Annotated in this window: 16 protein-coding genes; 3 read left to right on the top strand and 13 right to left on the bottom strand. The window is 68.5% G+C overall.

The window, feature by feature from the left end; all coding sequences use genetic code 11:
• Nucleotides 1–45 precede the first annotated feature (45 nt).
• Entirely contained in the window at nt 46–744 is a 699-nt protein-coding gene (locus tag ACP56T_RS08175) for an alpha/beta hydrolase (protein WP_430911642.1), read from the top strand.
• 34 nt (nt 745–778) lie between these two features.
• Here ACP56T_RS08175 and ACP56T_RS08170 read toward each other — a convergent pair whose 3' ends face one another.
• From ACP56T_RS08170 to ACP56T_RS08160, 3 genes are all read right to left on the bottom strand, one after another.
• The gene (locus tag ACP56T_RS08170) at nt 779–1,984 is read right to left on the bottom strand and encodes an HPP family protein (protein ID WP_430911641.1); all 1,206 of its coding nucleotides are present in this window, start codon (nt 1,982–1,984) and stop codon (nt 779–781) included.
• A 235-nt stretch (nt 1,985–2,219) separates the two neighbouring features.
• Complete coding sequence (frc, locus tag ACP56T_RS08165; RefSeq protein ID WP_430911640.1) at nt 2,220–3,470, bottom strand: formyl-CoA transferase; 1,251 nt, start codon at nt 3,468–3,470, stop codon at nt 2,220–2,222.
• A gap of 89 nt (nt 3,471–3,559) precedes the next feature.
• Nucleotides 3,560–4,015 carry a PAS domain-containing protein gene (locus ACP56T_RS08160; protein WP_430911639.1) on the bottom strand — a complete coding sequence of 152 codons (456 nt, stop codon included), beginning with the start codon at nt 4,013–4,015 and terminating at the stop codon, nt 3,560–3,562.
• Nucleotides 4,016–4,293: 278 nt separating this feature from the next.
• Here ACP56T_RS08160 and ACP56T_RS08155 point away from each other — a divergent pair, with 278 nt between their 5' ends.
• Nucleotides 4,294–4,737 carry an OsmC family protein gene (locus ACP56T_RS08155; RefSeq protein WP_430911638.1) on the top strand — a complete coding sequence of 148 codons (444 nt, stop codon included), beginning with the start codon at nt 4,294–4,296 and terminating at the stop codon, nt 4,735–4,737.
• A gap of 92 nt (nt 4,738–4,829) precedes the next feature.
• Nucleotides 4,830–5,198, top strand: a complete 369-nt coding sequence (locus tag ACP56T_RS08150) for a YybH family protein (protein WP_430911637.1) — start codon at nt 4,830–4,832, stop codon at nt 5,196–5,198.
• 24 nt (nt 5,199–5,222) lie between these two features.
• On the opposite strand, the gene ACP56T_RS08145 is transcribed toward ACP56T_RS08150, so the two are convergent.
• From ACP56T_RS08145 to ACP56T_RS08100, 10 genes are all read right to left on the bottom strand, one after another.
• Complete coding sequence (locus ACP56T_RS08145) at nt 5,223–5,996, bottom strand: ferredoxin--NADP reductase (protein WP_430911636.1); 774 nt, start codon at nt 5,994–5,996, stop codon at nt 5,223–5,225.
• Between the two features lie 33 nt (nt 5,997–6,029).
• On the bottom strand, nt 6,030–6,368 hold the full coding sequence (gene fdxA, locus ACP56T_RS08140; RefSeq protein WP_430911635.1) for a ferredoxin FdxA: 339 nt from the start codon (nt 6,366–6,368) through the stop codon (nt 6,030–6,032).
• A 127-nt stretch (nt 6,369–6,495) separates the two neighbouring features.
• Nucleotides 6,496–7,356, bottom strand: coding sequence for an ABC transporter ATP-binding protein (locus ACP56T_RS08135; RefSeq protein ID WP_430911634.1), 861 nt, complete (start codon nt 7,354–7,356; stop codon nt 6,496–6,498).
• A gap of 37 nt (nt 7,357–7,393) precedes the next feature.
• Nucleotides 7,394–8,299, bottom strand: coding sequence for an ABC transporter permease (locus ACP56T_RS08130; RefSeq protein ID WP_430911633.1), 906 nt, complete (start codon nt 8,297–8,299; stop codon nt 7,394–7,396).
• Nucleotides 8,300–8,304: 5 nt separating this feature from the next.
• A complete protein-coding gene (locus ACP56T_RS08125; protein ID WP_430911632.1) occupies nt 8,305–9,735 on the bottom strand; it encodes an ABC transporter substrate-binding protein in 1,431 nt (476 codons plus the stop codon).
• 164 nt (nt 9,736–9,899) lie between these two features.
• Nucleotides 9,900–10,598, bottom strand: coding sequence for a Crp/Fnr family transcriptional regulator (locus ACP56T_RS08120; RefSeq protein ID WP_430911726.1), 699 nt, complete (start codon nt 10,596–10,598; stop codon nt 9,900–9,902).
• A gap of 287 nt (nt 10,599–10,885) precedes the next feature.
• A complete protein-coding gene (locus ACP56T_RS08115; RefSeq protein ID WP_430911631.1) occupies nt 10,886–11,848 on the bottom strand; it encodes a HEAT repeat domain-containing protein in 963 nt (320 codons plus the stop codon).
• A gap of 8 nt (nt 11,849–11,856) precedes the next feature.
• On the bottom strand, nt 11,857–12,090 hold the full coding sequence (locus tag ACP56T_RS08110; RefSeq protein WP_238273811.1) for a 4Fe-4S dicluster domain-containing protein: 234 nt from the start codon (nt 12,088–12,090) through the stop codon (nt 11,857–11,859).
• A gap of 133 nt (nt 12,091–12,223) precedes the next feature.
• On the bottom strand, nt 12,224–13,966 hold the full coding sequence (locus ACP56T_RS08105) for a fumarate reductase/succinate dehydrogenase flavoprotein subunit (RefSeq protein WP_430911630.1): 1,743 nt from the start codon (nt 13,964–13,966) through the stop codon (nt 12,224–12,226).
• Nucleotides 13,967–14,028: 62 nt separating this feature from the next.
• The gene (locus tag ACP56T_RS08100) at nt 14,029–14,391 is read right to left on the bottom strand and encodes a gamma-butyrobetaine hydroxylase-like domain-containing protein (RefSeq protein WP_430911629.1); all 363 of its coding nucleotides are present in this window, start codon (nt 14,389–14,391) and stop codon (nt 14,029–14,031) included.
• Nucleotides 14,392–14,562 lie beyond the last annotated feature (171 nt).

Raw genomic sequence — 14,562 nt, 5'->3', positions numbered from 1 at the left:
CGCCGCACGCGCTCTCGCATTCAAAACAAGATCGGGACGGTGGCCATGATCGATCCTCATCTCGCCGGCCGCATCGCCTTCGCGCACCGCCTGCCGACGAAGCCGCCGCTGCCGCCGGGCCCGCAGCCCTTGAGCCTGTTCGAGAAGCGCGACGCGCTGCTCCATGTGCCGGCCGGCATCGATCCGCGACGGCCGACGCCCCTCGTGGTGCTGTTCCACGGCGGCGGCGGCTCCGCCGCCAAGATCCTGCCGATGCTCCAGGGGCACGCCGAGGCGCGCGGCTTCCTGCTCCTCGTCCCGCAATCGCTGTTTCCGACCTGGGACCTCGTCATCGCCGGCAACGGGCCCGACCGCGAGCGCGTCGAGGCCGCGCTGAACGAGGTCGCTTCGCGCTTCCTGCTCGATCCCGCCCGGCTCGCCTTCGCGGGCCATTCGGACGGGGGCAGCTACACCCTGTCCTCGGGGCTCACGAACGGCGATTTCGTCACCCACCTGATCGTCTCGTCGGCGGGCTTCATGTCCGTGCAGATGCAGACCGGCGCGCCGCGCGTGTTCGTCTCGCACGGCACCCGCGACGAGCAGATCGCGGTCGATCACGGCGGCCGCTCGCACGCGGGCAAGCTCAAGGCCGCCGGCTACGACGTGACCTATGTCGAGTATGACGGGCCGCATGCCTACCACCCGGCCGTCGTCGCCATGGCGGTGGACTTCTTCCTGGGCGAGGGCGCGGAGTCGGCCGGATAACGGCCTCCCCGCTTAGCCCCCTCCCCCGCCCGGATCAGGCCGGCGAGGGCATCGCGGGCTCGAGACCGCCGGCCGGCGGGGAGCGCTCCTCGCTCCGGTTCCCGGCGGCGTCTGCGAGCAGCGCGGACACGAGGTCCGTCTGCGAGACGATCCCGACGAGGCGCCCGTCGGCCCCCACCACGGGCAGGTGGTGCAGCCCGGATTCCGCCATGCGCGCGACGACGTCCGCGATCGGGCTCTCGGGAAAGAGCGTCTTCACGGAGGTGGTCATGATGTCGGCGACGCAGCCATGCGGCGCCTGTCCGCGCTGGAGCATCAGGCGCAGGCGCCGCCCGAGGCCGAGCCGGGGCCCGCTCCGGTCCCAGGCGGCCTTGTCGAGCAGGTCCGTCTGCGTGACGATGCCGAGCACCCGCGCGCTCTCGTCGGTGACGGGCAGCACCTTGATCCGGTGACGGCGCAGGAGGCTCAGCGCCTCGGCGAGGGAATCGCCGGGCGCCACCGCGATCACGTCGCGGGACATGATGTCGGCGCAGGCGACCTGCCCCGAGCGCCGCCGGTAGGAGTTGATCTGCGCCTGCCGCAGGATGGCCTCCAGGTCGCCGCGCCCGACATCGAGGAGCTGGTCGAAGGTCTTCAGGGCCTCGTCGAGGTCGGACGAGGAGAAGCCGATCCGGGTCGTCGGCGCGGGATCGGCGGTGCCGCGGTCGGGCGCCGCCACCCTGGCATGCGGATAGGGCCGGCCGGTGAGGTTGTTGAACAGGAGCGCCGCCGCCAGCATCAGCAGCGAGTTCGCCCCCACCGGCCAGAGCACGAAGCCGTAGCCGAGGTCGCGGATGGCGGGGCCGCCGAGGACCGCCGTCAGCGCCACGGCGCCGCTCGGCGGATGGACGCAGCGCAGGCTCATCATCGTGGCGATGGTGAGGGCGATGGCGAGGCCCGCCGCCCAGGCGGGATCCGAGACGACGGCCGCCGCCGTCACGCCGATGAGGGCCGCCACGGTGTTGCCGCCGAGGATCGACCAGGGCTGCGCCAAGGGGCTCGCGGGAACCGCGAAGAGCAGCACCGCCGAGGCGCCCATCGGCGCGATCAGCGCGGGAAGGGCGGCGTCCGGCCCCAGCGCCGCCGTGCAGACGAGCCCCGTCGCGACGATGCCGATCAGGGCGCCGAGGGCCGAGCGGACACGCTCGCGCGGGCTGAGGGGAGCCTGCTCCGGGAGGAATCGCCGCCAGATCGGATGCATCGCGGGGGATCACCTGCGTTCGAGGAGCGGCCGGCGCACCGCCGGAGCGGACGCGGGCCCGCCGGCTCCATAGCGGGTGTCGCCGCCGTGCCAAAGAAAAGGGCCGCCCCCGATCCGGCCGGAGGCGGCCCTTTCATATCAGGCCGACCGCCTGCTGCCCGTCACGCATGGGCAGCGGCGTCCGGCACGGGACGACGGCGACGCATGGCGCTCCGTCCTCCGATGGACGATCGCCTCAGACGGCGCGCTCCTGGTGCAGCATCTCGATCTGCTGCTCGGTGTAGCCGAGGTCGCGCAGCACCTCGTCGGTGTGCTCGCCCAGCAGCGGCGAGGCCTTGATGTCGACCTTCATGTCCGAGAACTTGATCGGGCTGCCGACGGTCAGGTACTTGCCGAGCTTCGGGTGGTCGACCTCGACCACGGTGCCGCTGGCGCGCAGCGACGGATCGACCGAGATCTCCTTCATCGACAGCACCGGCGAGCACGGGATGTCGAACTTGCGCAGGATGTCGACGGCCTCGAACTTGGTCTTGTCCGCGAGCCAGGCCTCGATCGTGGCGAAGATGTCCATGATCTTGTCCTGGCGGGCGCGGGCGGTGTTGTAGGCCGGATCGTCGATCCACTCGGGCTTGCCGAGCGCCTTGCAGATCGGGGCCCAGGCATGGCCCTGGATGGTGAAGTAGATATAGGCGTTCGGGTCGGTCTCCCAGCCCTTGCACTTCAGCACCCAGCCCGGCTGGCCGCCGCCGCCCGCGTTGCCGCCGCGCGGCACCACGTCCGAGAACTCGCCATGCGGGTACTGCGGGTACTCCTCGAGGTAGCCGAGGGCGTCGAGGCGCTGCTGGTCGCGCAGCTTCACGCGGCAGAGGTTGAGCACCGAATCCTGCATGGAGACGGCGACCTTCTGGCCCTTGCCGGTCTTGTTCTTCTGGTGCAGCGCCGTGAGGATGCCGATGGCCAGATGCATGCCGGTGTTGGAATCACCCAGCGCGGCGGCCGACACGGTGGGGGGGCCGTCCCAGAAGCCGGTGGTGGAGGCGGCGCCGCCCGCGCACTGCGCGACGTTCTCGTAGACCTTCAGGTCCTCGTAGTGGTGGCCGTCGGAGAAGCCCTTCACCGAGGCGAGGATCATGCCGGGGTTGAGCTCCTGGATGCGGGCCCAGGAGAAGCCCATGCGGTCCAGCGCGCCGGGGCCGAAATTCTCGACCATGACGTCGGAATCCCTGATGAGCTTCTCGAGGACTTCCTTGCCCTGGGGGGTCTTGGTGTCGAGGGTCAGGGAGCGCTTGTTGGAGTTGAGCATCGTGAAGTAGAGCGCGTCCGCGTCCTCGACGTGGCGCAGCTGCGTGCGGGTGACGTCGCCGGCGCCGGGACGCTCGACCTTGATCACGTCCGCGCCGAACCAGGCGAGGAGCTGCGTGCAGGCGGGACCGGCCTGGACGTGGGTGAAGTCGATGATCTTGATACCTTCCAGCGGCTGGGTCATCTCGGCCTTTCCTCTCTTTTTGATGATGTTGTGGGTGGGTGAAGATCAACCGCCGCGTCGTCCGGCGGGCTGAAGGGGTCGGGGGCGTCTCAGGCCGGCGAGCCGGTCTGCTCCGCTTCGAGCTCGGCGAGGCGCCGGCGCAGCTGCCGCTCCTCGTTCCAGCGGCTCGTCTCGTCCCGGATCACCGCGGCGATGCCGGTGACGGACCCGCCGTCGTCGAACAGGAGGCCCACGGTGAACGCGATCGACAGGGCGCGGCCGTCCTTGTGAAGGGCCGGCACCCGCAGCAGCTCGGTGCCGTAGCGGGTGACGCCGCTCTTCATGGTCTTGGCGTAGCCGTGCCAGTGGCGCGCCCGGTGGCGCTCCGGCGTGATCAGGTCCAGCGACCGGCCGATGGCCTCGGGTTCGGAGAACCCGAAGATCCGCTCGGCGGCCGCGTTCCAGACCGTGATCGCGCCCTCGGCGTCCGAGACCACCACCGCGTCGCCGATATTGGCGACGAGCTGGGCGAAATCGATCGCGGGCGATGCTTCCGTGCCGGACACGGCTCGGGCTCGCTCTAGCGCCGGTTGCGGGGTGTGGCGTCGTTCGTCATGCGTCGAATTCCTCCGTGCGTGGGACCGGGCTCTCCCCGGTCGCGCAGTTCACAACTGAACGCGTTTCGTATTTTCTATCTGGCATTTGGTATGCCAATAAGCAGAATACGTCAAGGCCCGTGGCCGGGAGCGGCCGGCGATCCTTGATAATCGGGCCTATATGTCATCCGGCCGCGCCTTGCCGCGCGGGGCGGACGCCGCTCGGGCGGCAGCGGAAGGGACGAGCGATGGCGCCGGCGCCGACGATCAGGATCACACAGGTCGAGGACTACCGATTCACCGTCGATTTCGGCGCGGCGCTGCCGCATCTGGCGGTGGACGAGGCCGAGCCCATCGGCGGCGGCCAGGGGCCTTTCCCCGAGCAGATCCTGATCGCCGGAGTGGCCAATTGCCTCTGCGCGAGCCTGGTCTTCGCGCTCGGCAAGTTCCGACAGGACGGCGGGGGCGTCTGCGCCGAGGCGGCCTGCCGGGTCGAGCGCAACGCCGAGGGGCGGCTGCGCATCGTCGGCATCGACGTGGGGATCCGGCTCGGCGCCGAGGCGGTCGACCTGCCCCGGATCGCGCGCGTCATGGAGCAGTTCGAGCGGTTCTGTACCGTGTCGGAGAGCGTCAAGATGGGCATCCCCGTCGCGGTCTCGGTCCGCGACGGCAAGGGCGTGAGCCTCAAATAGATAAGGGCGTGAGCCTCGAATAGGCGGAGCCGGCGGCGGACCCGATGCCGCTGCTTGTGGGTTCTCCACGAAACACGAGAGGAGGAATCGCGATGAGTGACGCCGGCCGTGAGGGGGCACAGGCCCCGGAAGATCTCGCCCGCCTGTTCAACCGGCGGGCCAATGCAGGCGACGTCGAGGGGCTGGTGGCGCTCTACGAGCCGGACGCGGTGCTCGCGGCGGGGCGGATCGTGGCAACGGGCCATGCCGAGATTCGTGCCTTCTATACCGATCTCCTCGCGCGCAAGTCCGGGTTCCCGCCCGTCGAGGAACTGCCGCCGATCCGCAGCGGCGCGCTCGCCATGACCTTCGCGCGGCTGCCGAACGGCACGATCTCGACGGAGACCGCCCGCGAGCAGGCGGACGGCACATGGCGCTGGGTGATCGACCAGTTGAAGATCAAGCCGCTGACGCCGGGGTAGCGCCCGCGTTTGCTCACGCGGGTGTCACTTCTCGACGAAGGCCTTCTCGATGACGTAGTGGCCGGCCTCGCCGTGGTTGCCCTCGACATAGCCGCCGTCGGAGAGGAGCTGGCGGGTGTCGCGGATCATCTCCGGGGAGCCGCAGAGCATGAAGCGGTCGGCCTCGATGGACATCGGCGGCAGGCCGATATCGGAAAACAGCTTGCCCGAGGTCATCAGGTCGGTGATCCGGCCGGTGTTGCGGAAGGGCTCGCGGGTCACGGTCGGGTAGTAGATCAGCTGCTCGGAGACGGTCTCGCCGAGGAACTCGTGGTTGGGCAGCTCTTGCGTGATGGTGTCGCCGTAGGCGAGCTCCTCGATCCGCCGGCAGCCATGCACGAGCACAACCTTCTCGAAGCGCTCGTAGGTCTCCGGATCCTTGATGATCGACAGGAAGGGCGCCAGCCCCGTGCCGGTGCCGAGCAGGTAGAGGTTACGCCCCGGCAGCAGGTTGTCGAGCACCAGGGTGCCGGTGGGCTTCTTGCCGACGATGATCGGATCGCCGACCTTCAGATGCTGGAGCTTGCTCGTCAGCGGGCCGTTGGCGACCTTGATCGAGAAGAATTCCAGCTCTTCCTCGTAGTTCGCCGACACCACCGAATAGGCCCGCAGCAGCGGGCGCCCCTCGACCTCCAGCCCGATCATCGTGAACTCGCCGTTGCGGAACCGGAAAGACGGGTCCCGCGTCGTGCGGAACGAGAACAGCGTATCCGTCCAGTGATGGACCGAAACCACACGCTCCTCGTTGAACTTGCTCATCTGGGTCGTTCCAATCGCAATGAGTGGGGTGGATCAGGCGGAGGCCGGATTCTCGGTGCCGAAGACGGCCTGGAGCTTGCCGTCCTTGCCGTCCCAGGCGGCGGCGTCGGGGGCGGGATCGAGCTTCTCGCTGATGTTCGGCCAGAGCTCGGCGTATTTGGCGTTGAAGGCGAGCCAGCCCTCCAGCCCCGGCTCGGTATCGGCCTTGATGGCGTCGGCCGGGCATTCCGGCTCGCAGACGCCGCAATCGATGCACTCGTCGGGCTTGATCACCAGCATGGTCTCGCCGACATAGAAGCAGTCGACGGGGCAGACCTCGACGCAGTCGGTATACTTGCAGCGGATGCAGTTCTCGGTGACGACATAGGCCATTGTCTGAAAGCTTTCGGCTAGAGTCGTTCCGCCTCCGGCGGAATCGCCTCTCTTTTTTGGGTGGAACGCATTCTCTTCACGGAAGCCGGAGCCGCCTCGCTCGAAAATGCTCCGATTTCGGGCTTCCTCAGAGCACCGCGGCGATGTCCTGGCCCTCGAGGTTGATGGCGAGCCCCTTCATCGCCTCGGCGTTGACCTCGCCGCCCATGGCGCGGATGCTCTCCTCGCGGATGAGCGACATCAGCCCCCGGCGAAGTCCCAGGAACTCGGAGGACAGGGTCATGGCGGGCTGGCGCGGGCGCGGCAGCGGCACCTCGATCTCGGCCTTGATGGAGCCGGGCCGGGCGGTCATCACGTAGATGCGGTCGGACAGGAAGATCGCCTCGTCGATGTCGTGGGTCACGAACAGCACCGAGATCTTCAGGCGCTGCCACATGTTGGTGAGGATCTGCTGCATGATGAGCCGCGTCTGCGCGTCGAGCGCGCCGAAGGGCTCGTCGAGCAGCAGGATGCGCGGGCCGGTGGCGAGCGCCCGCACGATGCCGACACGCTGCTTCATGCCCCCCGACAGCCGATCGGGATAATGGTTCTCGAAGGGCGTGAGGCCGGCGAGCCCGAGCAGCGTGCGCGCCTGGCGCTCGCGCTCGCCGCGCGAGATGCCCTTCATCTTGAGGCCGAACTCGACGTTCTCGCGGACCGTCTTCCAGGGGAAGAGCGAATATTGCTGGAAGATCATGCCCCGGTCGGCGCTGGGGCCGGAGATCGCCTCCCCGTCGACGGTGACGGTGCCGCCGGAGGGCGTCAGGAAGCCGGCGAGCGCGTTCAGCAGGGTCGACTTCCCGCAGCCCGAGGGGCCGATGATGGAAACGAACTCGCCCGGCCGCACGGTCAGCGAGGCGTTCGAGACCGCCTCGACGGCGCCCTCCATCGTTTCGTAGCGCAGGCAGAAATCCCGGACCTCGATCAGGCCCTTCGCCGTTGCGGCCATGGCTGGCTCCTTGGTGTGTGGGGTCTCGGGACCGGGATCAGCGGGCGGCCGACCAGGGCATGGCGAGCCGGCCGACGAAGCGGATGGCGAAGCTCGAGGCGAGGCCGAGGATGCCGATGGTGATCATGCCGAGCGCGATGTCGGAATACTGGACCAGGGAATAGGCCTCCCAGGTGAAGTAGCCGATGCCGAACTGCCCGGAGATCATCTCGGCGGCGATCAGCGAGACCCAGGCGACGCCCATGCCGACGGTGAGGCCGGTGAAGATCTGCGGCAGCGAGGCCGGCAGGTAGACCTCGCGGAACAGCGCCGCCTCCCGCGCCCCGAGGCAGCGCGCGGCCCGCACCAGCACCGGATCGACGGTCGCCATGCCTTGCAGGGTGTTGATGAGGATCGGGAAGAACGAGCCCAGGAAGGTGATGAAGATGATCGAGCCCTCGTTGGTCGGCCAGAGCATGATCGCCATCGGCACCCAGGCGATGGCCGGGATCGGGCGCATCACCTCGCAGATCGGGAAGGCGATCTCGCGCAGGAGCCGGAAACGGCCCATCAGCAGCCCGAGCGGCACCGCGAGGCCGCCGGCGAGGAGGAAGCCGAACAGGATGCGCCGGCAACTGATGAGGACGTGATCGCCGAAGATCGGGCTGCGCAGGGCGATGATCGCCCGCCCGATCACGTCGGTCGGCGCCGGGACGTTCACGAAGCGGACGTAGAACACCACCCGGTTCGCCGTCAGCAGCTGCCAGGCGCCGACGAACAGCACCAGCGAGATCAGCCCGATCGCGGCGGCCCGGATCTGCGGACGGTGGAGGCGCAGCCAGCGGCCCGCCCTGCCGCCCCCGCCGGGGGCCGAGACCGCCGGGGGAGGCGGTTCGGCTCTGGCGGGAGCGGGCGCGGCCGCCGGGGGGGCCGGCGAGACGGAACGGAGAACGGCGGCTTCCATGATCTTCAGCCTCGCGTCACGACGGCCTTGAGGGCATCGGTGAAGGGCATCACCTTGCCGCCTCCCGTCTTGGCGGCGGCCTCGGCGTCCTGCTTGAGCAGGAAGGGCGAGAGGCCGCCCTTGCCGTCCGCCACGTAGAAGGCCTCGCTGGCGAAGAGCTTGATGCCGCGCGCCGTGTCGAAGACGTAGGCGACGTTGACCTCGCCGCCCTTGGCCTTGATCTCGTTGAGCGCGGCGAGCGTGCAGGAGGCACTGGAATAGGGCTTGATGTCGCCGCCCTTGATCCAGATCTCGCCGGCCTTGCGCGGCTCGGTGACGGGCTTCTTGCAGTAGCCGTCATCGCCGGAGACCTCGTAGTTCGCCGTCGAGTCGAGCTGCTTGTCGTAGTCGAGCTTGCGCTCGGCGAAGGCCTTGCGGATGTAGCTGTCGTTGACCCAGGGGGCGACGTCGAAGTCCTTGATGCGGTCGAGCTTCTGCAAGACCTTCACGTCCTCGGCCGCCGCGTCGACGAGGGGCTTCTTGATGGTCGGGTCGACGGTCATGATGCCGCCCGGCCCGAGGAAGATGTAGACGACTTCCTTGTCGGTGCCGGTCCAGGCGGCGATCTGCTCGGCGGCGCGCTTGGGATCGGCCTTCACCCAGGCCTGCGCGTCGAGGATCGCCTGCATGTAGGCGTCCACGATCTCGGGATACTGCTTGGCGAAGTCGGTGCGCGCCACGACGCCGTGCCAGGTCGGCAGGTTGGTCTGGACGCCGTCGAAGATCTTGCGGGCGAAGCCCCGGAAGGGCAGCAGCTCGGCGAAAGGGACGAAGTCGGCATGCGCGTCGATCTTCTTCTCCTGGAGGTTGGTCGAGCCGACCTCGGGGCTCTGGCTGACCAGGCGGAAGAAGCTCGACGGATAGCCCTTGTCCTGGAGCGCCTTGAGCACCATCCCGTGCGCGGCCGAGCCGAAGGGCACGCTGACGACCTTGTCCTTCAGGTCCTCGAAGGAGAAGTATTCGGAGTCCTTGTGGACCACGATGCCGTTGCCGGAGCCGTAGAGGTTGTAGGCGGCGACCGCGATGAGCTGCGACTGGCTCTCGGGGTTGTTCTTGAAGGTGTAGCCGTTCACGACGAGGGGATAGTCGCCCATCGCGCCGAACTGGAGCTTGCCGGCCATCATGCCGTTGGTGACGGGCGGCCCGGAGGTGAAGTTCTGCCAGTCGAGCTGGATCTTCATGTCGGCGTACTTGCCGGTCTTCGGCAGGTGCTTCTCGATGAGCTTGAGCTGTCGGACGACGACCCCGACCGTCGCGGTGTTGGTGGTCGTGTCCTGGGTGCCGATGCCCACCGTCAGCGTGGTTTCGGCCCGCGCGGGCGTGCAGAGAAGCGAGCCCGCCATCGCCAGCAGAGCAACGACGGAGACCGAGTTCCGTCTCAACACAGCCGATGTCATCAGGCGCTCCGTCTATCCCGTCAGATGCCGTCTCGACATCGAGGGGATGATCGGCCGCCGGGTGCTTCTCGATCAAACGGAGACGTCGATAGCGAGTCGATTAGTTGCTCAAAAAGTCCGGCGACTGTCGGCGGTGATGCAACTTTGAGCGAGAAGCATTCCAATTAAGCGTGCTCCTCGCCACCGGGCATGCGCGCGAGCAGGTCCGGGCGCTGGATCAGGATCTGCGAGCGCCGCGTGGTGACGACGCCCTGCTCGGCCAGCCGCTTCAGGCTGATCGTCACCCACTGGCGGGTGGCGCCGACCATGTGGGCGAGGTCGGCATGGGTGAAGTCGGCGGCGATCAGCACGCCCCCCTCCTCCTCGACGCCGTAGAGGCCCGAGAGATGGATCAGCAGGAAGGCGAGCCGGTCCGTGATCGAGCGCGTGCCGAGCATCTGGGCGAGCGCCGAGTAGCAGCGGCCCTTGAAGGTCAGCCCGTCGATGATGCCGAAGGCCAGCGCCGGGATCTTGGCCACGAGCTGCCGCAGGGCCGCGCCGGGCAGATGCAGCACGGTGGAGTTGCTCGCCGCCATGCCCGACCAGCTATGGGTACCGGTGCCGAACACCTCCGGGCCGCCGACGAAGTTGCCGGGATACCAATAGGCGAGCGTGATCTCGCGGCCGGTCGGCGCGGCGTAGAACACCCGGATGCGGCCGGTCTCGACGAGCCAGATGCCGTCGTTCGGCGTCTCCTGGGTGAACAGCGTCGCGCCCCTGTAGAGCACGCGCCGGCGGCCCTTCTCCAGGATCTGGGCGCGTTCCGACTCGCTCAGGCCCTCGAGGAGCGGGCGCGGTCCGTTCGGCTGCGGATAGGCTTCCATCGGGCTGGCGCTCGGCAGGCAGGAGGGCAGCGACAGGCCCGAGGAGAGATGGGCCGTATCCGTGCGGAGGAGGGTCGTCTGCATCGCGGGCTCCTGCCTGGCTGCCTAAGGCGAAGGCAGCAAAGCTTGTACCAGCTCCAAACTAGACCGCTCCGAGCCGCCCGTCAGCCGCCTCTTCGTACGCAGTAAGCCATTGTGATCAGAAAAGAAAAAAGGCGCCGGGCCTGGCGGGGCCGCAGCGCCTTCTTTCTCCGTTTCCGCTTTCCGGCGGAACGGACCGTCCATGTTCAGCTCGGCTGGCAGCGCCCCATGGCCCAGCGGATCAGCTTGCGCACGTCCGGGTCGGGGTCCTCCGCCGAACGCTCCAGGAAGGTGAGCGCGCGCGGGTCGGCGATCTCGCCCAGCGCCGCGGCGGCCTCCTTGCGCAGGTTGCTCACGTCGGATTCGAGGGCGCGGCCGAGGGCGCCGATCGCCTCCACCGGCTTGATCCGGCCGAGCGCGTTGGCGGTCTTGGCCTGCACCTGCCAGACCGGGTCGTCCATCGCCGCGATCAGCGGCTCGACCGCCTCGGGAAGGCGGCTCTTGGCGATGGAGACGGCGGCCTCCTCGCGCACCTGCCAGTTCTCGTCCTTGAGGCCGGCGAGCAGCGTCGGCACGCCCGGACCGCCCGAGCGCAGGAACACGAGGGCGGCCATGGTGGCGCGGCGCACGCTGGCATCCGTGTCGCGGGCCGTGGCGAGCAGCGCCGGCAGGGCCGATTCCGCCTTGAGGTAGCCGATGACGCCGAGCCCCTCGCGGCGCACCTCGGGAGAGGCGCTGCGCAGGGCCTTCAGCGCGGCGGCGAGGGCGTCGGGCAGCACGAGCTCGCGCAGCGCCCGCAGCGCCGCCGCCTGCACGAAGGGATCGGCGTGCTCGGCGCGCTCGATCAGGAGCGGCCCGCAGGCGGGCTCCTTCTTCTCGGACAGGGTCTCGGCGGCGGTGCGGCGCACGTCCTCGTCCGTGTCCTCGAGCGAGCGGACCAGACCCTCGACCACCTCCGGGCCGTCATGCTCGTCGAGCGCCTTGGCGGCGGCGGCGCGCACGGTGGCGTCGTCGTCCCCGAGCCCCTTGAGCAGCAGGACCTTGGCCTCCGGCCCGACGGCCTCGGCGAGTTCCATCATGGCGACGCGGCGGATGCCGGCATCGGGGTCGGCGGCGCGCTCGGCGAGATCGTCGAGGTCGTCGTCGAAGGTGTCGAACACGGGTGCCATGGTCGGCCTCAGCGCAGCAGGTAGGGAATGTTGACCTTGACGGCGTTGGTCGGGCAATCGACCTCGCAGGGCATGCAGTACCAGCACTCGTCGTACTTCATGTAGGCTTTCTGCTTGGTCTCATCGATGGCGAGGATGTCCAGCGGGCAGACATCGACGCAGACGCGGCAGCCCTTCTCGGCGATGCACTTGTCGTCGTCGATGACGACGGCGGCGCTCTTGGCCTGGGTGATGATCGGCATCAAAATTCTCCTCGGATATTCGATCCCGCCCTGAGAGCGGCAGTTTCGCCCGCAGGGCGCAAGCGCGACGGCGCGTCGCCGCCCGTGCGGCGGATCGCGGATGGTCCGGCAGGACCATCCGCCACCAAAAAAACTACTCGGCGGCGGCCGGAGTCTTGATGCGGAGCTGGTGGTAGGCGTTCATCTCTTCCTCGGCGACGGGCACGATGAAGGGGTCGACCTCGCGCTTGGCGCTCGCCATCCGGCCCTTGTCGTCCTTGTAGAGGACGGTGTGGCAGGCCCAGTCGGGGCTGGCCTCGGGGTAGTCGACGCGCAGGTGGTAGAAGCCCCAGCGGCTCTCGGTGCGGTAGAGCGAGGCATGGGCCGCCATGTCGGCGCAATCGAGGATGGTCTGCATCTCGAGCGCGCGGTGCAGTTCGTGGGGGTCGCGGGCGACGAGCTGGTCGAGGTCCTCGCGGATCTCGGCGAAGCGGCGCTGGCCGAGCTCCATCTTGGCCGTGATCTTGGGCGGCTCCAGGTAGTCGTTGACGAGGCGGCGGGTCTTGAACTCCATCTCGTGGGGCGTGAGCCCGTCCTCGCGGCGGGTCGGGGCGAGGATGCGCTCCTGCTCGGCCAGGAAATCGCCCTGGTCGTAATCGGCGAGCGAGGTGGCGGCGCAGTAGGCGGCCGCGTCCGCGCCGGCGATGCCGCCGTTCACGAAGGCGCCGAGCATGTAGTTGTGCGGCACGCTCGCCATGTCGCCGACGGCGTAGAGGCCGGGGATCGTGGTGCGGGCCTGCTCGTCGACCCAGACGCCCGAGGCCGAGTGGCCCGAGCAGAAGCCGATCTCGGAGATGTGCATCTCCACCGAGCGCTTACGGTAGTTCGTGCCGCGCCGCTCGTGGAAGCGACCGCGCGAGGGCCGCTCGTTCGAGTGCAGGATGGTCTCGATCTCGGAGATGGTCTCCTCGCGCAGGTGGTCCATCTTGAGGAACACCGGGCCGTTGCCGCCCTGGAGCTCGCGCCAGAACTCGAGCATCATCTGGCCCGACCAGTAGTCGCACTCGATGAAGCGCTCGCCCTTGTTGTTCGAGGTGTATCCGCCGAACGGTCCCGTCACGTAGGCGCAGGAGGGGCCGTTATAGTCCTTGATGAGCGGGTTGATCTGGTAGCATTCGAGGTTCGCGAGCTGGGCGCCGGCATGGTAGGCCATGGCGTAGCCGTCGCCGCAATTGGAGGGGTTCTCGTAGGTGCCGAACAGGTAGCCCGAAGCCGGCAGTCCGAGGCGCCCGGCGGCGCCGCAGGCCAGCACCACGGCCTTGGCCTTCACCACCAGGAACTCCGTGGTGCGGGTGTTGACGCCGATGGCGCCGGCGATGCGCCCGTCGGCGCCCTTCAGCAGGCGGGTCGCCATGTAGCGGTTGGTGACGCCGACCTGGAGGCGGCGCAGCTGCCGGTAGAGCACCTTCTTGACGTTGTGACCTTCCGGCATGGGCAGCACGTAGGTCCCCATGTGGTGGACCTTGCGCATGTTGTATTCGCCCGAGCCATCCTTCTCGAACTTGACCCCGAGCTTGTCGAGGTACTGAATCATCGGGAAGGAGCCCTGCGCGTAGGCCATCACCGCCTTCTGGTTGACGATGCCGTCATTGGCGACGGTGATCTCCTTCACGTACTGCTCGGGGGTGGCGTAGCCCGGCACGATGGCATTGTTCAGCCCGTCCATGCCCATGCTGATGGCGCCGGACCGCTTCACGTTCGCCTTCTCCATGAGGACGACCTTGAGCTTCGGGTCGGCCTCCTTGGCCTTGATGGCGGCCATCGGGCCGCCGGTGCCGCCGCCGATGACGAGGATGTCGGTCTCGATGATCTCGACCTTGGGAGTGGAGGCGCTCATGGCAAAACTCGCTTGGGCAGCGCGAGACGACCGCGCTCTGGACGAAGGGGCTTGGTGAAGGATCAGGCCGCGCGCGGCGTCTGGTCCTCGGCCGGTGGCGCGGCGCCCTCGCGGGCGAGGTCGCGCAAGTAGACCCACGGGAAGATCCCGCGGGCATGTCCGTCGGAGAAGCCGATATTGACGGCGTAGCCGCCCATCTCGTCGATCTTCGTGACGGCGACGGCCTCGAAGGAGGCCGGGAAACGCTCCTGAAGGCGGTCGCGGGTGCACCACGCGCAGCGGCAGCGCAGGCGCAGCGTCTCGGCGGCGAGCACCGCCTCCTCGCCCCCGGCCCAGACGAGGCGCAGCTCGCGCCCGCCCCGCGAGACGACCGCGTCGGTTGGGATCGCCTCCGGGTCGAAGGGCGGCTGGGCGGGAAGTCTCATCGGTGCATCCGTCATCGACTGCTGCCTTGGAAACTGCTGCCTTGGAACCGGACCGATTAAACCCAGCGCCGCCGGCCGCAGATAGCAATTAGTTGCTGGATGGAGGCGAAAGCGGCCCTGCGCCCCGGAGGCGGGTCGAGGTCAAGCAACGGCATGCGCAGCGATCGATCA

This window comes from Methylobacterium endophyticum (genome assembly GCF_050591105.1).
Lineage (GTDB): Bacteria > Pseudomonadota > Alphaproteobacteria > Rhizobiales > Beijerinckiaceae > Methylobacterium.
Note: the sequence above shows the minus strand (reverse complement) of the source record. Positions and strands in the feature narration are given on the sequence as shown.